Origin of the sequence: Leifsonia sp. Root4, from assembly GCF_001425085.1 — a bacterium.
Lineage (GTDB): Bacteria > Actinomycetota > Actinomycetes > Actinomycetales > Microbacteriaceae > Microterricola.
In genome coordinates this window covers 715,283-734,829 of sequence record NZ_LMDN01000001.1, presented here as the reverse complement: position 1 = coordinate 734,829, position 19,547 = coordinate 715,283, and the positions used below count along the sequence as shown (strand labels likewise).

The window sequence follows — 19,547 nt, the reverse complement described above, 5'->3', positions numbered from 1 at the left end:
GATGGGTTTTCGGCGCACGTCGATCTACAAGTCGCCAGCCGAACTCCGGCAGATGGTCGCGCCCGGTCTCGTGACCGCGGCCGGCCTGGCCGCCGTTCGCAGCAACATCCGGCCCGGCATCACGCCTCTCGAGCTCGATGGCATCGCAGAGGCCGCGATCATCGCGGCTGGTGGCGTTTCGAACTTCCAGCTCGTTCCCGGCTACCGCCACACCCTGTGCATCTCGGTGAACGCCGATGTCGTGCACGGGATCCCGAGCACACGCCCGCTCGAACCCGGTGATATCGTCTCCGTCGACGGCGGGGCAGATGTTGCCGGATGGAGCGGTGACTCCGCGTTCACCGTCGTCGTTCCCGACCCGTCGCGCCCCGAGCTCGTCGCGGCCCGTCAGCACCTCAGCGATGTCACGGAGCAGTCGCTCTGGCACGGCATCGCCCGGCTCGCACGGGCCCGGCACCTCAACGAGGTCGGTGACTCCGTGCAGGGCTACGTCGAGGCCAACCCGGCACCCGGCTCTGACGAGCCGTACGGGATCCTCACCGACTACATCGGTCACGGCATCGGGCGCAGCATGCACGAGGAGCCGCCGGTGTTCAACTACCGTGTGCGGCAGAAGGGTCCCGAGGTGAAGGCCGGCCTGGTCGTGGCCATCGAGCCGATGGTCGTCGCGGGCGACATCGACACCTTCACCCAGGACGACGAATGGACCGTCACCACGGAGGACGGCGGCGACGCCGCCCACTGGGAACACAGCGTTGCCGTGCACAGTGGCGGCATCTGGGTGCTCACGGCTGTCGATGGCGGAGCCGCGCAGCTGGCCCCGTTGGGCGTGACGCCCGTTCCCATCCCCTGAGCTCAGCGGCTAGGGTGTTCTCGACAGCAGCTCAGCACTGGAGGTCACTCGTGATGTGTGCACACAGAGGATGTCGAGCCGGGGGAGCGTTCCCATGCAGGTGAGCGGAACAGGCATCGGCAGCGGAATCGCCATCGGGCCGGTGGTGCGCATGCCAGACCCGCTGCCCGAGCCTCTCGACGTTCCGAGCGCGATCGGTGCGGATGCCGAGGGGCAGCGTGCCGAGCGAGCGCTCCGTGCCGTGGCCGCAGAGCTGCGCCGTCGCGGCGGGCTCGCCGGCGGAGCGGCATCCGAGGTGCTCGAGGCACAGGCGATGTTCGCAGAGGATCCCATGCTCGAGAGCGATGTCAGCGCCCGGATCGCATCGGGCAAGACCGCGGAACGAGCCGTGCATGAGGCCTACGCCGCCTACCGTGCCCAGCTCGTGGCGCTCGGCGGCTACATGGCGGAGCGCGCGGTCGACGTCGATGACGTCTCGCAGCGTGTCGTCGCGGAGATCCTCGGGGTTCAGGCCCCCGGTGTCCCGCACCCCGGCCACCCCTTTGTGCTCGTGGCGCGCGACCTGGCCCCCGCCGACACCGCGACGCTCGACCTCGAGCAGGTGCTCGCCCTCGTCACGATCGGCGGCGGCCCGACCTCGCACACCGCGATCCTCGCCAGGGACAAGGCCATCGTCGCCATCGTCGCGGCCGAGGGCGCGAGCGCGCTGAGCGATGACGACGAGGTCATCGTCGATGCCGAGAACGACGTGCTCGTGATCGGACCGACGGCGGCCGAACGGCGTGAGGCCGAGGCGCGGCTGGCCGAACGCGCGACGCGTCGTGCGGCCCCACTCACTCCGGGGGCGTTGGCCGACGGCACCCCCGTCCCACTGCTCGCGAACCTCGGTTCGTCCGCGGGAGCGGCCGGTGCCCTGGCCGCGGGCGCTGAGGGCGTCGGACTGTTCCGCACCGAGTTCCTGTTCCTCGAGGCAACGAACGCGCCGACGGTCGCGGAGCAGCAGGCCGAGTACACCCGCCTGCTGCAGGCCTTCGACGGCAAGAAGGTCGTCGTCCGTGTGCTCGACGCCGGCGCAGACAAGCCGCTGGCGTTCCTGCACGGAGACGGTGACCACGAGGACAACCCGGCGCTCGGGCTGCGCGGCATCCGCTCGCTGCGTGCTCATGAGCAGATCCTGCGCGACCAGCTCACCGCACTCGCGGCGGCCGATGCCGCCACGAACGCCGAACTCTGGGTGATGGCGCCGATGGTCGCAACGGTCGAGGAGGCCGAGTACTTCACGGCGCTCGCGCGCGAGCACGGAATCCGAACGGCTGGGGTCATGATCGAGGTGCCATCGGCGGCGCTGCTGGCCGACCGGATGCTGCCGACGACCGACTTCGCATCGATCGGCACCAACGATCTCACCCAGTACACGACCGCCGCCGACCGCCTGCTCGGCAGTGTCGCCGCGCTGCAGAGCCCGTGGAACCCGGCAGTGCTCCGCTTGATCTCCGAGGTCGGCGCCGCGGGCAGGGCCCTCGGCAAGCCGGTGGGCATCTGCGGCGAGGCGGCGGCCGACCCGTTGCTGGCCGTCGTGCTCGTCGGGCTCGGAGCGACGAGCCTCTCGATGTCGTCGGCCGCGATCGCCGACGTGCGAGCGTCGCTGCTGCGTTTCGATGCGGCCCAGGCCACCGCGATGGCGGATGCCGCCCTTGCTGCGGTCGGAGCCGCAGAGGCGCACGCGTCCGTCAAGGCTCTCGCCGCCGGCCTCAGCACGCCCAACAGTCACGAATGATACAGCCTGAGTTGGCAAAAACGGTGTTCATCCCATAAGATTGACCCTTGGTGTTTTGTGCACGTTTAGCGTGCCTCATTCGGCGGTTCCGCTCGGGTGAAAACACCGAAAACACACGCACGATCAGCATCCAATTACTTATTAGCGACGAAGAGGCTATGGCCAAAAAAGACGGCGTCATCGAAATCGAGGGCTCGGTGGTAGAAGCTCTGCCCAACGCGATGTTTCGCGTAGAGCTCACCAACGGACACAAGGTTCTTGCTCACATCTCGGGCAAGATGCGTCAGCACTACATCCGCATCCTCCCTGAGGACCGCGTGATTGTGGAGCTGAGCCCCTACGACCTGACCCGTGGTCGGATCGTTTACCGCTACAAGTAACGGGCGGCTGTTAAGTAACGGCTCGCGGCATCCCGCGAGTACGAAGACAGCGAAAACAAGGAACCACAATGAAGGTCAACCCCAGCGTCAAGCCGATCTGCGAGCACTGCAAGGTGATTCGTCGCAACGGCCGCGTCATGGTCATCTGCAAGAGCAACCCGCGCCACAAGCAGCGTCAGGGCTAGTCTCTTCTCCTTCACGGGGCAGATACACAATTCAACAACGAAATCGCATTCTCAAGAAGCTGAGCGCCTGTGCCTACACGGTCGGTCGCCCGGCGGACACCCACGGTTGGAGGCCGTGGCACCGAGAATGCACCACACCTCCACTCACCTCAAGGAGCAGCCACCATGGCACGTCTCGCAGGCGTAGACATCCCGCGCGAAAAGCGCGTGGAGATCGCACTGACCTACATTTACGGTGTTGGGCGCACAAGCGCGCTCAAGACCCTCGCTGACACCGAGATCGACGGAAACATCCGCGTCAAGGACCTCAGCGACGACCAGCTCGTTGCACTTCGCGACTACATCGAAGGCAACTTCAAGGTAGAAGGTGACCTTCGCCGCGAGGTCGCCGCCGACATCCGCCGCAAGGTTGAAATCGGATCCTACGAGGGCATCCGCCACCGTCGCGGCCTGCCCGTGCGCGGACAGCGCACCAAGACCAACGCTCGTACCCGCAAGGGCCCGAAGCGCACCGTCGCCGGCAAGAAGAAGGCTCGCTAGGCCCCGGCCAGCGACCCTCGCCTCTAGGATTCAGGAGAAATCATGGCAGCACCAAAGTCGGCCGCACGGAAGCCGCGTAAGAAAGAAAAGAAGAACATTGCTGTGGGCCAGGCCCACATCAAGAGCACGTTCAACAACACGATCGTTTCGATCACCGACCCCAGCGGAGCTGTTATCAGCTGGGCCTCGTCGGGAGCCGTCGGCTTCAAGGGTTCGCGCAAGTCGACCCCCTTCGCCGCTCAGCTCGCCGCCGAGTCGGCTGCGCGTCAGGCGCAGGAGCACGGCATGAAGAAGGTTGACGTCTTCGTCAAGGGCCCGGGTTCGGGTCGCGAGACGGCAATTCGTTCGCTTCAGGCCGCAGGCCTCGAGGTCGGCTCCATCAACGATGTGACGCCGCAGGCGCACAACGGATGCCGCCCGCCCAAGCGTCGCCGCGTTTAAAGCACTCTTCGCCGCAGTCTGAGCCTGCCTGGCCCCCTCCGGGGAGCCCGGCAGGCTCGGGCCGTGGAAAGTTCCTTACACAATTCAACAACGCCGGGCCAGCTACCCGGTCGACAACGCAAGTGTCATATAGCGGACACTTAGCCGAAAGGAATCAATAGTGCTTATTGCACAGCGTCCAACGCTCACCGAAGAGAACATTTCCGAATTCCGCTCGCGGTTCGTCATCGAGCCCCTCGAGCCTGGCTTCGGTTACACCCTCGGCAACTCGCTTCGCCGCACCCTGCTTTCCTCGATCCCCGGCGCTGCTGTCACCAGCATCCGCATTGATGGCGTTCTCCACGAATTCAGCACCGTTCCCGGTGTCAAGGAAGACGTCACCGAGATCATCTTGAACATCAAGGGCCTCGTTGTCTCGAGCGAGCACGACGAGCCCATCACCGCTTACCTGCGCAAGCAGGGCGCCGGTGAGGTCACCGCCGCCGACATCTCGGCTCCGGCCGGTGTCGAGGTGCACAACCCCGAGCTCGTCATCGCGACGCTCAACGACACCGCCAAGTTCGAGCTCGAACTCACCATCGAGCGCGGCCGCGGCTACGTGTCCGCCACGCAGAACCGCAACGAGTACTCCGAGGCCGGCCAGATTCCGGTCGACTCGATCTACTCGCCCGTTCTCAAGGTGACCTACCGCGTCGAGGCGACTCGTGCCGGTGAGCGCACTGACTTCGACCGCCTCGTGGTCGACGTCGAGACCAAGTCGGCCATCAGCCCGCGCGATGCAATTGCATCCGCTGGTCGTACGCTGACCGAGCTGTTCGGCCTCGCTCGCGAGCTGAACACCGCCGCAGAGGGCATCGAGATCGGCCCGGCTCCCGTCGACGCCGTGCTCTCGAGCGAGCTTTCGATCCCGATCGAAGACCTCGACCTCTCGGTGCGCTCGTACAACTGCCTCAAGCGCGAAGGCATCAACAACGTGAGCGAACTGGTCGCCCTCTCGGAGACCCAGCTCATGAACATCCGCAACTTCGGACAGAAGTCGGTGGATGAGGTCAAGGACAAGCTCGTGGAGCTCGGCCTGTCGCTCAAGGACTCCGTTCCTGGATTCGACGGCGCTCACTTCTACAGCGGCTTCGAAGACGAGACCAACTAGCGCTTTCCGCGCTACCCGTGGCTCGTCGCGAGCCTCCCACCACATTTGATACTGGAGATACAAAATGCCTAAGCCTACAAAGGGCCCCCGCCTCGGAGGCGGTCCGGCACACGAGCGCCTCATGCTCGCTAACCTGGCTGCTGCCCTGTTCACGCACAAGTCGATCAAGACCACGGAGACCAAGGCCAAGCGCCTGCAGCCCGTCGCCGAGCGCTTCGTCACCTTCGCCAAGAAGGGCGACCTGCACGCTCGTCGTCGCGTCCTCGCGTCGATCGGCGACAAGTCCGTCGTGCACGAGCTGTTCACCGTGATCGCTCCGCAGGTCGCCGAGCGCGATGGTGGCTACACGCGCATCACCAAGCTCGGCTTCCGCAAGGGCGACAACGCCCCCATGGTGCAGATCGAGCTCGTTCTCGAGCCCGTCGTCGCCAAGCCGAAGTCCGCCAAGAAGACCGCTGCTGCAGCTGCTGCCGCGGCTCCTGCTGCCGAGGCTCCGGCCGAGGTCGCCCCGGCTGAGGAGACCGTCGAGGTCGCCCCCGCCGAGGCAAGCGAGGCTCCGGCCGAGGAGAAGGCCGCCGAATAAGGCTGTCTCACCCTGCATCATCCGAAGGGCCCCGAACGCGAGTTCGGGGCCCTTCGTCGTTCCCGGGCACCCGGCGCGCTTTGCCGTCACGAATCGGGTCGGCCCGCTCTCCTAGACTGGATGCCGTGACTGAGCAGTATGCAGCCCCAGAGCCGGACCCGATCGATGACGACGCGGTGACTCGGCTGGCCCCCGGCAGCATCCGGCTCCGCCTCGACATCGCCTACGACGGCACGAACTTCAGTGGCTGGGCGATTCAGCCCGTGCTGCGCACCGTGCAGGGCGAGATCGAGTCGGCTCTCGACTCGATCCTGCGCCGCAACCCGCCGACGCCCCGCCTCGTGGTCGCCGGCCGCACCGACGCCGGTGTGCACGCGACCGGCCAGGTCGCGCACCTCGACCTCACCGAGGCGCAGGCGGCCAGCGTGCTGAGCCCGGCCAGGGGGCGCAACGCCCGTGCGGCGGACAGCGATGCCGCGATCGCACTGGCACGGCGCCTGAACGGCATCCTGAGCCAGAAGGGCGACATCGTCATCCGGTCGGCGCGGCTCGCGCCACCCGGCTTCGACGCCCGATTCGGCGCCCTCTGGCGCCGCTACGAGTACCGCATCGCCGACGCCTACTCCGAGCGCGACCCGCTGCAGCGATTCCGCACCACCTGGCTGCCTGGCCGGCACCGACTCGAACCGATGGACGAGGTCGCCCAGGAGCTGTGCGGGCTGCACGACTTCGCCGCCTACTGCAAGCCGAAGCCCCGCGCGACGACGATCCGCACCCTGCAGAGCTTCTACTGGCGCCGCGACGATCAGGGTGTGCTCATCGCCTCGCTGCAGGCCGACGCCTTCTGCCACAGCATGGTCCGTGCCCTCGTCGGCGGCTGCGTCGCGGTCGGCGTCGGCCGACTCACGCCCGCGCGACTGATCGAGCTGCGCGATGCGCGCGAACGCACCGCCGCGTTCAAGGTGATGCCGGCCCGCGGCCTGGTGCTCACCGAGATCGGTTACCCGGATGACGCCGCGCTCGCGTTGCGCGCCGCCGAGACGCGCGCGCACCGCGCCCTCTAGCAATTCACATGGCCGAGAGCGGGAGGCGCGGCATCCGGCCCGAATTGCCAGCACGCCGCCGAACGTCTATTATTGATCCTTGGTGCCTCGGCTAGCTGGCCGGGCCCGCGAACGTGAGCCCTCCATCGTTTGTGTTCCAGTTGAGAACACGCCCGGAGCGGGATTCACGAACACCTCCGTTCGACACAGAAAGCAGCCACTACAGTGACGCGCACTTACACCCCGAAGGCTTCCGAAGTTTCGCGCAGTTGGGTCATCATTGACGCAACTGACGTCGTTCTCGGCCGCCTCGCCAGCCACGCAGCAGTGATCCTCCGCGGCAAGAACAAGGCGACATTCACCCCCCACATGGACATGGGTGACTTCGTCATCATCATCAACGCCGAGAAGGTCGCCCTCACCGGCTCCAAGCTCGACCAGAAGAAGGCCTACCGCCACTCGGGTTACCCGGGCGGACTCACGGCTGTCAGCTACTCCGAGCTGCTCGAGAAGAACCCCGAGCGCGCCGTTGAGAAGGCCATCCGCGGAATGCTTCCGAAGAACTCGATCGGTCGCGCTCAGCTCAAGAAGCTCAAGGTCTACGCAGGCTCCGAGCACCCGCACGCCGCGCAGCAGCCGGTGCCGTACACCCTGACCCAGGTCGCTCAGTAGAGCCTCCCGGTCCCAGACTTCTCGACTTCTAAGACAAAGGATTACCACCATCGTGGCTAAGATCGCAGACCAGATTGACGCTCCGGAGAGCTACTCCACCGAGACGCCGGCCGAGGCAGCCCCCAAGGCTCCCCGCGCAGTGCTGAACGTTGGCGGCGCAGCTGTCGGACGTCGCAAGCAGGCCATCGCCCGCGTGCGCCTCGTTCCCGGCTCGGGCACGCTCAGCGTGAACAAGCGCGAGTTCGCCGAGTACTTCCCCAACAAGCTGCACCAGCAGCTCATCACCGACCCCTTCAAGGTGCTCGACCTCATCGGCAGCTACGACGTCGTTGCCAAGGTCACCGGTGGCGGCCCCTCGGGTCAGGCCGGCGCCATGCGTCTCGCCATCGCTCGTGCACTCAACGAGATCGACCGCGAGAACAACCGCGCCATCCTCAAGAAGGCCGGCTTCCTGACTCGCGACTCGCGCGTCATCGAGCGCAAGAAGGCTGGTCTCAAGAAGGCCCGCAAGGCCTCGCAGTTCTCGAAGCGCTAACCAGCGCCTCAATCGGAGTATCAGGCTTTGCCTCGACTCTTTGGCACGGACGGCGTCCGGGGCCTGGCCAACCGTGAACTCACGGCTGACCTGGCCCTGGGCCTCGCCCAGGCCGCAGCCACGGTGCTCACACAAGGGCGCCGTGCAGAAGAACGCCGTGCGTCTGGCCGACGACCTGTTGCAGTCGTCGCCCGTGACCCGCGTATCTCCGGTGAGTTTCTCACCGCCGCCGTATCGGCTGGTCTCGCCTCCTCAGGCGTCGATGTTCTCGACGCCGGAGTGCTGCCGACCCCCGCTGCGGCTTTTCTGATCGCCGACATCGGCGCAGACTTCGGTGTGATGCTCTCGGCATCGCACAATCCCGCCCCCGACAACGGCATCAAGTTCTTTGCCTTCGGTGGCACCAAGCTCCCCGACGAGGTCGAAGACCGCATCGAGGCGCATGTGCACAAAGACGTTCTCCTGCCGACCGGCGCAGACGTCGGGCGCATTCGTCGTTTTGCGGATGCCGAAGACCGATACGTCTTGCACCTTCTCGGCACCTTGCCGAATCGGCTCGAGGGGATCCACGTCGTTCTCGACTGCGCTCACGGCGCGGCATCCGGCGTCTCGCCGGAGGTGTTCACGAACGCGGGCGCGAAGGTCACCGTGATCGGTGCCGACCCCGACGGCATGAACATCAACGATGGCGTCGGTTCGACCCACCTCGACAATCTGGCCCGCGCTGTGCTCGAGCACGGTGCAGACGTCGGTATCGCGCACGATGGCGACGCGGACCGCTGCCTGGCCGTTGACCACGAGGGCAACATCATCGACGGCGACCAGATCATGGCGATCTTGGCCGTCGCGATGAAGGAACGCGGTCACCTCACCAACGACACCTTGGTCGCAACCGTCATGAGCAACCTGGGGCTGCGCAAGGCGATGGCGGCCAACGGCATCCACATGATCGAGACGCGTGTCGGCGACCGCTACGTGCTCGAAGAACTCAACGCCGACAAGCTCGCTCTGGGCGGCGAACAGTCCGGCCACGTCATCATGACGGAGTACGCGACCACAGGTGACGGCGTGCTGACCGGCCTGCACCTGGTCGCCGAGATGGCGCGCACGGGCAAGTCCATCGCCGAACTCGCATCGGTCATGACGGTCTACCCGCAGATCCTCGTGAATGTGCGTGGCGTCAATCACACGGCCATGGCGGGTGACGAGGGCATCGCAGACGCCATTCGCGCCGCTGAGGCCGAGCTGGGTGAGACCGGGCGTGTGCTGCTGCGACCGTCCGGTACCGAGCCGATGGTGCGCGTCATGGTGGAGGCCGCTGACCAGGCGACTGCCGACCGACTCGCGAACTCGCTCGCCGACGTCGTGCGGGAGCGCCTCGCGCTGTAGCAGAACTCGTAGAAACGGCCCGATACTCGCTGAGTACCGGGCCTTTTCTACGAGTGCGCCGCTCCCTGCGCCGCCCCGCTGTTAGAGCTTGCGGAGGAGCACGCTGGAGACGGCGTGGTCCGAGTCCTTGCGGAGCACGAGCGTGGCGCGGGAGCGGGTCGGGCGGATGTTCTGCAACAGATTCGGCTCGTTGATGCTCTGCCAGATGCCGCGGGCGCGGGCGCGCGCCTGCTCCTCGGAGAGCGAGGCGAAGCGGTGGAAGTAGGACTTCGGGTTGCTGAACGCCCCGCGCTGCAGTTTGAGGAAGCGCTCCTCGTACCAGCGGGCGATGTCGGAGGTGCGCGCATCGACGTAGACCGTGAAGTCGAAGAGGTCGCTCACGGCGAGGCGGTGGCCAGGTGCGGGTGGCTGCAGCACGTTCAGGCCCTCGACGATCAGCACATCGGGCTGGCGCACGGTGATCTGGGCGTCGGGCACGATGTCGTAGCTGAGGTGCGAGTAGAACGGCGCGCGCACCTCCGGCGCCCCCGACTTCACCGCGTTCACGAAGCGCAGCAGCGCACGGCGGTCATAGGACTCGGGAAAGCCCTTGCGCTCCATCAGGCCACGGCGCTCAAGCTCGGCGTTGGGCAGGAGGAAGCCGTCGGTCGTCACGAGCTCGACGCGGGGGGTGTCCTCCCACCGGGCCAGCAGCTCGCGCAGCAGGCGGGCGATCGTCGACTTGCCGACGGCAACAGAGCCGGCGACACCGATGACGAACGGCGTCGTCGCCGAGCGTTCACCGAGGAAGTCGCTCGTGGCGCGGTGCAGCTGCTTGGTTCCGGCCACATAGAGATTGAGCAGCCGGCTGAGCGGCAGGTAGACGTCGGTCACCTCGGAGAGGTTCAACGGTTCACCGAGGCCGCGAAGTTGCACGAGCTCTGTCTCCTGCAGCGGCAGGCGGGTGGATGACGCCAGTGCGGCCCAATCGGCGCGCTCCAACTCGACGAACGGAGAGTTGTGGCCACTGCCATTCTGGTTGCGCTGCTCGGCCATAACCCCCGAGTTTACTGGCATGCGGCGTGCCCCAGTCGCCGCGTCCGGAGCTCACAGCTTTTAGTCGACTAAAATCATGTCTCATGTGTGGAATCGTTGGATATGTCGGTGACAAGAAGAGCCTCGAGGTACTCGTCGGCGGACTGCGCCGTCTGGAGTACCGCGGTTATGACTCGGCCGGCGTTGCGGTGATCGACGACGCGGGAAATCTCGGCACGGCCAAGAAGTCCGGCAAGCTCGTCAAGCTCACCGATGAGCTCGCCGCGCACCCGATCGAGGACGGCCGCGCCGGCATCGGTCACACCCGGTGGGCGACCCACGGCGGTCCGACCGATGTGAACGCCCACCCGCACCTCGGCGACGACGGCAAGCTCGCGCTGATCCACAACGGCATCATCGAGAACTTCACCGAGCTCAAGAACGAGCTGTTGGCCGAGGGCTACGACTTCGAGAGTGAGACCGACACCGAGGTCGCCGCAGTACTGCTCGGCCGCGAGTACCGGCAGACCGGCGACCTGCGTGCGGCCTTCCGCAACGTGGTCAGCCGCCTCGACGGAGCCTTCACGCTGCTGGCCCTGCACCGCGATGAGCCGAACCTTGTCGTCGGCGCGCGCCGCAACTCGCCGCTCGTCATCGGCCTCGGCGACGGTGAGAACTTCCTCGGTTCCGACGTCGCAGCCTTCGTGCAGTACACCCGCACCGCGATGGCCGTCGGCCAGGACCAGATCGTTGCCATCACCCCCGACGCCGTCGTGGTCACCGACTTCGCCGGCGCCCCGGTCGAGGTCGAGACATTCGAGGTCGAGTGGGATGCCGCAGCCGCAGACAAGGGTGGCTGGTCCAGCTTCATGGCCAAGGAGGTCGCAGAGCAGCCCGACGCCGTCGCCAACACCCTGCGCGGCCGCATCGTCGGGGATGCCGTCGTCGTGCCGGAGCTGGCCGCATTCGGCGATGACGTGCTCGCCGGCATCCGCCGCATCGTGATCATCGCCTGCGGAACGGCCGCATACGCCGGCATGACCGCGCAGTACGCGATCGAGAAGTGGGCGCGGGTTCCCGTGACCGTCGAGCTCAGCCACGAGTTCCGCTACCGCGACCCGGTGATCACCGAGGACACCCTCGTGATCTCGATCAGCCAGTCCGGCGAGACCATGGACACGCTGATGGCCGTCAAGTACGCACGCGAGGCCGGGGCCCGCGTGATCTCGGTGTGCAACACCCAGGGCGCGACGATTCCGCGCGAATCGGATGCGGTCGTCTACACGCACGCCGGACCAGAGGTCGCCGTGGCATCCACCAAGGCCTTCGTCGCCCAGATCACCGCCCTCTACCTCTTCGGCCTGCACCTGGCCCGCGTGCGCGGCACGCTGAGCGAGGCCGAGCAGGCCGAGCAGGTGGCTGAGCTCCTCGCGATCCCCGCGAAGATCGCGACGGTGCTGGAATCCAGCGCAACGATTGCGCAGCTCGCGCACTGGATGGCCGACACCCGTGCCGTGCTCTTCCTCGGTCGCCACGTCGGCTTCCCCATCGCCATGGAGGGTGCGCTCAAGCTCAAGGAGCTCGCGTACATCCACGCGGAGGGATTCGCCGCCGGCGAGCTCAAGCACGGCCCGATCGCCCTGATCGAGCCGGGCCAGCCCGTGTTCGTCGTTGTTCCGAGCCCGCGGGGCTCGGCGACGCTGCACCCCAAGGTCGTCTCGAACATCCAGGAGATCCGCGCCCGCGGCGCCCGTGTGATCGCGATCGCCGAGCAGGGCGACGTCGCGGTGCTGCCGTTCGCCGACGAGGTCGTACGGATCCCGCTCGCCGGGCCGCTGTTCGAGCCGCTGCTGGCCGTCGTTCCGCTGCAGATCTTCGCGATGGAGCTCTCCATCGCCAAGGGCCTCGACGTCGACCAGCCGCGCAACCTCGCCAAGTCCGTCACGGTGGAGTAGCGCGTGCCACGCGGAGTCGAATGATCGGCGGACTCGGATGATCGTCGGGATCGGGATCGACGTCGTCGACCTCGCGCGATTCGAGCGCGCCATCGCCCGCACCCCACGGCTCCTCGAGCGCTTGTTCGCCGAGAGCGAACGAAGCAAGCCGGTGCACTCACTGGCTGCCCGCTTCGCCGCCAAGGAAGCGCTGATCAAAGCGCTCGGCGGTCCGGAGATGCTGCGCTGGCACGACATGGAGGTCATCAACGACCGAGACGGCAACCCCGGCTTCGCGCTGCACGGCGCGACGGCCGCCGAGGCCGCGGCCCGCGGCATCACGCGGATCCACCTCTCGATGAGCCATGACGCCGGAATCGCGACGGCCTTCGTGATCGCGGAATCGGAACCGACGACACCAGCACCACCAGCACCACCTGCACCATCTGCAACGGGAACGGACGAGACATGAGCGGCAACAGCGAAGCGGCACTGCGCGCTGCGGTGATCGACCTGGACGCGGTGCGTGGCAATCTGCGCGCCATCCGCGCGTTCGTGGGCCGCGACACCGCACCAGCGCCGCTCGTGATGGCGGTGGTGAAGGCGAACGCCTACGGCCACGGTGCGATCGCGGTCGCCCTCGCCGCTCAGGACGGCGGAGTCGACTGGCTCGGCGTCGCCGACATCGGCGAGGCCCTCGAGTTGCGTTCCGCCGGGGTGACAGCGCCGATCCTCGCTTGGCTGCACGGCCAGGACGCGGATTTCGCGGCGGCGATCGCTGCCGAGGTGAGTATCGGGATCTCCTCCCTCGCGCAGTTGCGGGCGGTGGCGGATGCCGCTCGCGCACTGCGGCGCGTGGCATCCGTCCAGCTGAAGCTCGACACCGGGCTGAGCCGCAACGGCATCGGAGCCGGCGAGTGGGCGGACGTCTTCGTGGCCGCCCGCGAGGCCGAGCTCGCCGGAGAGCTGCGCGTGGACGGCCTCTTCAGCCACCTCTCCAACGCCTCGCCGGCCGATGACGCCGCGCAATGCGCACTCTTCGACCGCGGCATCGCGGCGGCGAAGGCCGAGGGGCTCAGCCCGGCGTTGCTGCACATCGCCGCAACGGCCGCCGCGCTCAGCCTGCCGGCCGCGCGCTACTCCATGGTGCGCATCGGCATCGGCATCTACGGGCTCTCGCCCTGGGGCGACTCCCTCCCGGACGGCCTCGACCTCGTGCCCGTGATGACACTCACCGCCCGCATCGCCGCCGTGCGCCGGGTGCTGGCCGGCACCGCGGCCAGCTACGACTACACCTGGCGGGCCGAGCGGGACACCACGCTGGTGCTCGTGCCGCTCGGCTATGCCGACGGAATCCCCCGTCAGGCGTCGGGTCGGGCCAGCGTCTCGATCGGCGGTGTTGTGCACCCGGTCGTCGGCCGCATCGCCATGGACCAGTTCATCGTCGACGTCGGCGACGCCGAGGTGCACACGGGCGACGAGGTCGTGCTGTTCGGCGATCCGACGCGTGGGGTTCCGAGCGCAGAGAACTGGGCGGATGCCGCGGGCACGATCAATTACGAGATCGTCACCCGCATCGGCCAGCGCGTTCCCCGGAGCACCAGGTGATCACCCGCACCATCGACACGGCCGACGAGATGCACGAGTTCGGAGCGGCCATGGCCGTGCGTCTGAACGCCGGCGACCTGCTCGTGCTCGACGGCCCGCTCGGCGCGGGCAAGACCACCTTCACCCGCGGCCTCGGCGAGGGGCTCGGAATCCGCGGCACCGTCACCAGCCCGACCTTCGTGCTCGCCCGCACCCATCCGAGCGTCGTCGGCGGGCCGGCGCTCGTGCACGTCGACGCCTATCGGCTCGGCGACGCCAGGGAGCTCGACGACCTCGACATCGACTACGCGAACTCGGTGGTCGTCGTGGAGTGGGGCGCAGGCATGCTCGACGGCGTGAGCGAGTCCTGGCTGGAGCTGACCCTGCAGCGACCGACGGGGGCCGGGCCGGACGCCGCAGACTCAGCGGAGCTGGACGGCGACGAGCCCCGCGTGGTCACCGTGCGCGGCTTCGGGCCGCGCTGGGCCGGCACCGAGTTCGCCGCGTAGTCTCCCGGGCGCAGGCTGCCGCCTTTCGCGATGCTGCGCATCGCGCGCGTAGGCTGGAGGGATGCTCCTCGCGATCGATACCTCCGCCGGAACGAGTGTCGCCATTGTCGACCGTGACGCCGGGATCCTCGCGGAACGCTCCGTGGCCGACACGATGCGCCACGCCGAGGTCATCGGCGGCATGATCCAGGAGTGCCTCGCGGCATCCGGAACCAGCCGCGGCGCCCTCTCCGGCGTCGTCGCCGGAATGGGCCCCGGCCCGTTCACCGGCCTGCGCGTCGGCATCGCCGCCGCCCGCACCTTCGCGCTCGCACTCGGCAAGCCGCTCGTGCCCGTCGTGAGCCACGACGCCATCGCCTTCGCCCACTACGGAGGCCGATTCGCAACGACCGGCACTCCGGTCGACGCGCCACTGCTGGTGGTGACCGACGCGCGGCGCCGCGAGCTCTACTGGAGCGCCTACTCGGGCGTCGATGCGCTCGGTCTGCCCGTTCGCCGCGGCGGCCCCGGCCTCGCAAAGCCCGACGAGGTGTCGACGAGCGTTCTCGACGGCCTCGCCTTCGCCGGTGATGTGGAACGTCTGGATGCCGCAGAGGTCTCCGCCGGCGCCCTCGGCATGTTCGCAGAACTCAGCTTCGCCGCCGGCCGTCCATTCGCCGCCGACGAGCCGCTCTACCTCCGCTCGCCCGACGTCATGATCTCCACCGGTCCCAAGAGGGTCACCCGGTGACCTGGCAGCTGCGCCGGGCCGGTGCCGCAGACGTTCCGGCGATCATGGCCATCGAGACGGCGATGTTCCCGACGGACGCCTGGTCGCCAGAGGCGATGGCGCGCGACGTCTCCGACCCCAACTGCTACTACCTGGTGGCGTTCCCGCCCGAGGCACCGCAGCGCATCGAGGCCTACGCCGGGCTGCTCGCCCCGCGCGGCGCCTTCGAGGCCGACATCCAGACGATCGCCGTCGCAGAGGCCGCTCAGGGCAAGGGCCTCGGCCGGGTGCTCATGCTGCGCCTGATCGACGAGGCGCGCAGCCGCGGCGCGCGAGAGCTGTTCCTCGAGGTGCGTGCAGACAATCCGGGGGCCAGACACCTCTACGAGAAGCTCGGCTTCGCCGAGATCGGCGTTCGCCGCGGCTACTACAAACCCGACAACGTCGACGCCGTCGTGATGCGGCTGGCGATCACCGCGCCGCAGCCGGGCCTGGCCCAGTCGGGCGACATCACTTTCAAGCAGCAGGAGACACCCTCGTGAGCAGCACCATGAACCGCACCGATCCACTCGTGCTCGGCATCGAGACGAGCTGTGACGAGACCGGAATCGGGATCGTGCGCGGCACGACACTGCTCGCCAACACGATCGCATCGTCGATGGACGAGCACGCGCGCTACGGAGGGGTCGTGCCCGAGGTGGCCGCCCGCGCACACCTCGAGGAGATGACACCGGCGATCACCGCGGCACTGGCGGAGGCCGACATCCGGCTCGAAGACATCGACGCCGTGGCCGTCACGAGCGGTCCCGGGCTCGCCGGGGCGCTGATGGTGGGCGTCGGCGCGGCCAAGGCGCTCGCGATCGCGCTGGACAAGCCGATCTACGCCGTCAACCACCTCGTCGGCCACGTCGGCGCCGATCTGCTCGCCACCGGGCAGGACGGCGTCTCCGAGCCGCTGGAGTACCCGACCATCGCCCTGCTCGTCTCTGGCGGGCACACCTCGCTGCTGCTGGTGCGCGACCTCACCGGTGACGTCGAACTGCTCGGCGAGACCATCGATGACGCGGCGGGGGAGGCCTTCGACAAGGTCGCCCGCGTGCTCGGCCTGCCCTATCCCGGCGGCCCGCACATCGACCGCCTCGCTGCCGACGGCAACCCCAAGGCGATTCGCTTCCCCCGCGGGCTCACACTGCCCAAAGACATGGCCAAGCACCGCTACGACTTCAGTTTCTCCGGGCTCAAGACGGCCGTCGCCCGCTGGGTTGAGCAGAAGCAGGATGCCGGAGAGCCGGTGCCCGTCGCCGATGTCGCCGCGAGCTTCCGCGAGGCCGTCGTCGATGTGCTGATCGGCAAGGCGATCGCCGCCTGCACCGACCACGGGGTGCCGCGGCTGCTGCTCGGCGGCGGCGTTGTGGCCAATGCACGCGTGCGCGAGGTGGCCGGGGCGCGGGCCGCCGCAGCCGGCATCGAGCTGCGCATCCCGCCACTGAGCCTCTGCACCGACAACGGGGCGATGATCGCCGCACTCGGCGCGCAGTTGATCATGACGGGCCATGAGCCCAGCTCGCTGGACTTCGGCGCGGACTCGACCCTGCCCGTCACCGACATCCAGGTGCACTGACCCATCCAGGTGCACTCACTCATTCAGCTGAGCTGTCGATTTCCTGTGCTGACGCCGCACAACCTTGAAGCTGAGGTCTAGGCTTGAGGTGTGTCGCCCGGTTGCCGCTGTCGTTGACAGCCAGACTGCTCGATGCGACCATAGCTCCGCGGTGACCGTGAGGCCGGATTGGCCCGCACCGCAGACGAGAAGGGCTCAAACCATGACCGATCAGAATCTGCCCCCCGTACCGCCCAGCGAGCCGACGCCGCCGAACACGCCCGATGTTCCGGCAACCCCAGACGTTCCAGCGGCCCCCGAGGTTCCCGCAGCTCCGGCCTATGTCGCGCCCCCAGCGGCCTCTGAGGTTCCGCCGGCTCCCGCCTACGGTGCCCCGCAGGCTCCGCCCGCCCCTGCGTACGGTGAGGTTCCGCCGGCTCCGGCCTACGGTGCCCCGGCATACGGCGCCCCTGCTGCCGGCTACGGCCAGCCCGCTTTCGGTGCCGCACCGAAGACGAACACCTTCGCCATCGTGTCGCTGGTCGCCTCGATCGCCGGTCTGTTCACCGGAATCACCTTCCTGGTCGGCATCATCTTCGGCCACCTGTCGCTCAGCCAGATCAAGAAGACGGCAGAGGGTGGCCGCGGCATGGCGATCGCCGGCCTCATCATCGGCTACGTCGGCCTCGTCATCGGCATCATCGTGACGATCGCTCTGATCGCCTTCTTCGCGGCGCTCGCCTCGAACCCGAACTTCGACGGCACCTACAACTACTAGGCGCCGCGAGTTCCCAGCAACGGCTCCCATCCGCACGGATGGGAGCCGTTTCTGCGCGTTCGCCCGGTGGTTACACGCGCTCCACGAGCAGAGTCACGTGCTTGCCGGCGGCGCGGGTGAGCACGATCGTGGCGGATGCCGTGCCCTTGAGCTTCAGCCGGGAGCGCAGCGTGGCCGGGTCGATGTCGATGCCGCGCTTCTTGATCTCCAGCGTGCCGATGCCGCGGGCGGCCAGGGCGGCCTTGAGCTTCTTCTCGTCGGCCGGCAGCCGCTCGATCACGCGGAAGCACGTGGCGAACGGGGTCTCGTGCGCGGCATCCGCCGTGAGATAGGCGATGCCATCGCTCATCATCGATGCGCCGAGCGCGCGGGCGAGGTCACCGATCAGCCGTGAGCGGATGACGGCCCCGTCCGGTTCGTAGATGTACGCGCCGAGTTCGCCGACCTCGACGTCGTCGCTGTCGGCCGCCGCAGAGAGCTCGTGGCTGCCGTCGCGACCCAGCACCAGGGCGCTGCGTCGGATGCCGGGCCGCGCGAGCGCGCCGAACCAGAGTCCCATCTCGACGAGCTGGCCGTCGACAGAGACCCACTGCGCCTCCGCCTCGGCCGGGATCAGCGAGCGATCGAAGCCCGGGCCAAGCTTGACGCCGGTCGGCATCCGCTCGGCCAGGCCGAACGCGAAGTCCAGCGACGGCGTGTAGTCCTCCGGCCGGGTGAGCCTGGAGGTGTTGCCGTGCCCAGCGCTGCGGCGGGCGGGGTCGAGGTAGACGCCATCGGCCGGGCCGCCGTCCAGGGCCCCGAGGTCGACCTCCTCTGCGCGGGCGTGCAACACCGTCGCATGTGGGAACGGCGCGAGGTTGAACGAGGCCAGCGTCGCGGTGATCTCATCGGCATCGGCCGCGGTGACCCGCAGCTCCAGTGCGGCCATGGCGATGGCGTCCCCGCCGATGCCGCAGCCGAGATCGGCAACGTGCTTCACCCCTGCGCCGGCGAAGCGTCCGGCGTGCAGCGCGGCGACACGGAGACGCGTCGCCTGCTCGAGGCCCGCCTCGGTGAAGAGCATGGTGCGGGCGAACTCACCGAACTTGCCCGCGGCCTTGGCGCGCAGCTTGGCCTGGCTGAGCACGGCGGCGACGAGACCGGGAGCGTGCCCGGCCTTGCGCAGCTCGGCGACCGTGCGCACGACGTCGGCAGAGGAATCCCACTCCGGCAGTGAGTCGAGGAGCCGCAGCCCCTCGGGGGAGAGCAATTCGATGAGCTCGGAGCGTTCCATAGCTGCCACGCTAACACCGCAGCGGGGCGGCGACTGTGCCGGTGCCCCGGCCATCGATCCGGCGTACTCTCTGGGCGTATTCACTGGCACTCACGTTGCACGAGTGCCAACCAAGGCCTAAACTCGACTTAGCACTCTCGGTGTGAGTGTGCTAACTCCACGTCTTTTCTAGAAAGAGGTCAACCGTGTCGGTCAGCATCAAGCCGCTCGAGGATCGCATTGTCATCAAGCAGGTTGAGGCCGAGCAGGTCACTGCGTCGGGACTCGTCATTCCTGACACCGCCAAGGAGAAGCCCCAGGAGGGCGAGGTCGTGGCTGTGGGCCCCGGTCGCATCGACGACAATGGCAACCGCATTCCGCTCGACGTCGCAGTCGGCGACAAGGTTCTCTACTCCAAGTACGGCGGAACCGAAGTGAAGTTCGGCGGCGAGGACCTCCTCGTGCTGTCGGCTCGCGACGTGCTCGCTGTGGTCGTGCGCTAAGCATCACCGTTTTCGAAAGACCCGGATGGCTTCGGCCATCCGGGTCTTTTTTGTCGGCGCAACACGCCCGACGGCGCGGTGCACACTGTATACAGGCGTAGACTGCCGAAGTG

The 19,547-nt window shown here is 67.7% G+C and carries 23 protein-coding genes; 21 read left to right on the top strand and 2 right to left on the bottom strand.

The genetic code is table 11. From position 1 onward, the window contains the following. Position 1 precedes the first annotated feature (1 nt). The 12 genes from map to glmM all read left to right on the top strand — a co-directional run bounded on the left by map (position 2) and on the right by glmM (position 9,548). Complete coding sequence (map, locus tag ASC66_RS03405) at positions 2 to 853, top strand: type I methionyl aminopeptidase (RefSeq protein WP_055834626.1); 852 nt, start codon at positions 2 to 4, stop codon at positions 851 to 853. Between the two features lie 94 nt (positions 854 to 947). After that, a complete protein-coding gene (ptsP, locus tag ASC66_RS03400; protein WP_055834623.1) occupies positions 948 to 2,630 on the top strand; it encodes a phosphoenolpyruvate--protein phosphotransferase in 1,683 nt (560 codons plus the stop codon). Between the two features lie 158 nt (positions 2,631 to 2,788). Next, positions 2,789 to 3,010, top strand: a complete 222-nt coding sequence (infA, locus tag ASC66_RS03395) for a translation initiation factor IF-1 (protein WP_021759551.1) — start codon at positions 2,789 to 2,791, stop codon at positions 3,008 to 3,010. Between the two features lie 68 nt (positions 3,011 to 3,078). Beyond that, a complete protein-coding gene (gene rpmJ / locus ASC66_RS03390) occupies positions 3,079 to 3,195 on the top strand; it encodes a 50S ribosomal protein L36 (protein WP_047405455.1) in 117 nt (38 codons plus the stop codon). Positions 3,196 to 3,360: 165 nt separating this feature from the next. Further along, positions 3,361 to 3,735, top strand: coding sequence for a 30S ribosomal protein S13 (rpsM, locus tag ASC66_RS03385; protein WP_047405457.1), 375 nt, complete (start codon positions 3,361 to 3,363; stop codon positions 3,733 to 3,735). A 42-nt stretch (positions 3,736 to 3,777) separates the two neighbouring features. Beyond that, complete coding sequence (rpsK, locus tag ASC66_RS03380; protein WP_047405459.1) at positions 3,778 to 4,176, top strand: 30S ribosomal protein S11; 399 nt, start codon at positions 3,778 to 3,780, stop codon at positions 4,174 to 4,176. 160 nt (positions 4,177 to 4,336) lie between these two features. Further along, on the top strand, positions 4,337 to 5,326 hold the full coding sequence (locus ASC66_RS03375; RefSeq protein ID WP_055834620.1) for a DNA-directed RNA polymerase subunit alpha: 990 nt from the start codon (positions 4,337 to 4,339) through the stop codon (positions 5,324 to 5,326). Positions 5,327 to 5,390: 64 nt separating this feature from the next. Beyond that, positions 5,391 to 5,909 carry a 50S ribosomal protein L17 gene (gene rplQ, locus ASC66_RS03370; protein ID WP_055834617.1) on the top strand — a complete coding sequence of 173 codons (519 nt, stop codon included), beginning with the start codon at positions 5,391 to 5,393 and terminating at the stop codon, positions 5,907 to 5,909. Positions 5,910 to 6,109: 200 nt separating this feature from the next. Further along, positions 6,110 to 6,973 (top strand): tRNA pseudouridine(38-40) synthase TruA, encoded by an 864-nt coding sequence (gene truA, locus ASC66_RS03365; RefSeq protein ID WP_055836280.1) that lies wholly within the window; start codon positions 6,110 to 6,112, stop codon positions 6,971 to 6,973. A gap of 204 nt (positions 6,974 to 7,177) precedes the next feature. Then, a complete protein-coding gene (gene rplM, locus ASC66_RS03360; RefSeq protein WP_055834614.1) occupies positions 7,178 to 7,624 on the top strand; it encodes a 50S ribosomal protein L13 in 447 nt (148 codons plus the stop codon). A 52-nt stretch (positions 7,625 to 7,676) separates the two neighbouring features. Beyond that, positions 7,677 to 8,159: a 30S ribosomal protein S9 gene (rpsI, locus tag ASC66_RS03355; protein WP_055834611.1), complete on the top strand. Its 483-nt coding sequence runs from the start codon at positions 7,677 to 7,679 to the stop codon at positions 8,157 to 8,159. Positions 8,160 to 8,186: 27 nt separating this feature from the next. Then, positions 8,187 to 9,548, top strand: a complete 1,362-nt coding sequence (gene glmM, locus ASC66_RS03350; RefSeq protein ID WP_055834608.1) for a phosphoglucosamine mutase — start codon at positions 8,187 to 8,189, stop codon at positions 9,546 to 9,548. Between the two features lie 81 nt (positions 9,549 to 9,629). Here glmM and coaA read toward each other — a convergent pair whose 3' ends face one another. Next, a complete protein-coding gene (gene coaA, locus ASC66_RS03345) occupies positions 9,630 to 10,583 on the bottom strand; it encodes a type I pantothenate kinase (protein WP_055834607.1) in 954 nt (317 codons plus the stop codon). An 83-nt stretch (positions 10,584 to 10,666) separates the two neighbouring features. Between coaA and glmS the strand changes: the two genes are divergently transcribed. The 8 genes from glmS to ASC66_RS03305 all read left to right on the top strand — a co-directional run bounded on the left by glmS (position 10,667) and on the right by ASC66_RS03305 (position 17,679). Further along, positions 10,667 to 12,517: a glutamine--fructose-6-phosphate transaminase (isomerizing) gene (gene glmS, locus ASC66_RS03340; protein WP_055834605.1), complete on the top strand. Its 1,851-nt coding sequence runs from the start codon at positions 10,667 to 10,669 to the stop codon at positions 12,515 to 12,517. A 37-nt stretch (positions 12,518 to 12,554) separates the two neighbouring features. Then, the gene (locus tag ASC66_RS03335; RefSeq protein ID WP_055834602.1) at positions 12,555 to 12,968 is read left to right on the top strand and encodes a holo-ACP synthase; all 414 of its coding nucleotides are present in this window, start codon (positions 12,555 to 12,557) and stop codon (positions 12,966 to 12,968) included. Beyond that, entirely contained in the window at positions 12,965 to 14,104 is a 1,140-nt protein-coding gene (gene alr, locus ASC66_RS03330; protein ID WP_055834599.1) for an alanine racemase, read from the top strand. The genes ASC66_RS03335 and alr overlap by 4 nt, the downstream gene beginning before the upstream one ends. 29 nt (positions 14,105 to 14,133) lie before the next feature. After that, a complete protein-coding gene (gene tsaE / locus ASC66_RS03325) occupies positions 14,134 to 14,592 on the top strand; it encodes a tRNA (adenosine(37)-N6)-threonylcarbamoyltransferase complex ATPase subunit type 1 TsaE (RefSeq protein WP_055836277.1) in 459 nt (152 codons plus the stop codon). A 61-nt stretch (positions 14,593 to 14,653) separates the two neighbouring features. Beyond that, positions 14,654 to 15,322 carry a tRNA (adenosine(37)-N6)-threonylcarbamoyltransferase complex dimerization subunit type 1 TsaB gene (gene tsaB / locus ASC66_RS03320; RefSeq protein ID WP_055834596.1) on the top strand — a complete coding sequence of 223 codons (669 nt, stop codon included), beginning with the start codon at positions 14,654 to 14,656 and terminating at the stop codon, positions 15,320 to 15,322. Next, on the top strand, positions 15,319 to 15,843 hold the full coding sequence (gene rimI / locus ASC66_RS03315; RefSeq protein ID WP_055834593.1) for a ribosomal protein S18-alanine N-acetyltransferase: 525 nt from the start codon (positions 15,319 to 15,321) through the stop codon (positions 15,841 to 15,843). The genes tsaB and rimI overlap by 4 nt, the downstream gene beginning before the upstream one ends. Before the next feature lie 8 nt (positions 15,844 to 15,851). Then, on the top strand, positions 15,852 to 16,922 hold the full coding sequence (gene tsaD / locus ASC66_RS03310; protein ID WP_055836274.1) for a tRNA (adenosine(37)-N6)-threonylcarbamoyltransferase complex transferase subunit TsaD: 1,071 nt from the start codon (positions 15,852 to 15,854) through the stop codon (positions 16,920 to 16,922). A 202-nt stretch (positions 16,923 to 17,124) separates the two neighbouring features. After that, the gene (locus tag ASC66_RS03305) at positions 17,125 to 17,679 is read left to right on the top strand and encodes a DUF4190 domain-containing protein (RefSeq protein ID WP_055834590.1); all 555 of its coding nucleotides are present in this window, start codon (positions 17,125 to 17,127) and stop codon (positions 17,677 to 17,679) included. A gap of 70 nt (positions 17,680 to 17,749) precedes the next feature. Here ASC66_RS03305 and ASC66_RS03300 read toward each other — a convergent pair whose 3' ends face one another. Continuing rightward, on the bottom strand, positions 17,750 to 18,952 hold the full coding sequence (locus ASC66_RS03300; RefSeq protein ID WP_055834587.1) for a THUMP-like domain-containing protein: 1,203 nt from the start codon (positions 18,950 to 18,952) through the stop codon (positions 17,750 to 17,752). A 185-nt stretch (positions 18,953 to 19,137) separates the two neighbouring features. Here ASC66_RS03300 and groES point away from each other — a divergent pair, with 185 nt between their 5' ends. Then, positions 19,138 to 19,434 carry a co-chaperone GroES gene (gene groES, locus ASC66_RS03295; RefSeq protein WP_055834584.1) on the top strand — a complete coding sequence of 99 codons (297 nt, stop codon included), beginning with the start codon at positions 19,138 to 19,140 and terminating at the stop codon, positions 19,432 to 19,434. The last annotated feature ends 113 nt before the right edge of the window (positions 19,435 to 19,547 follow it).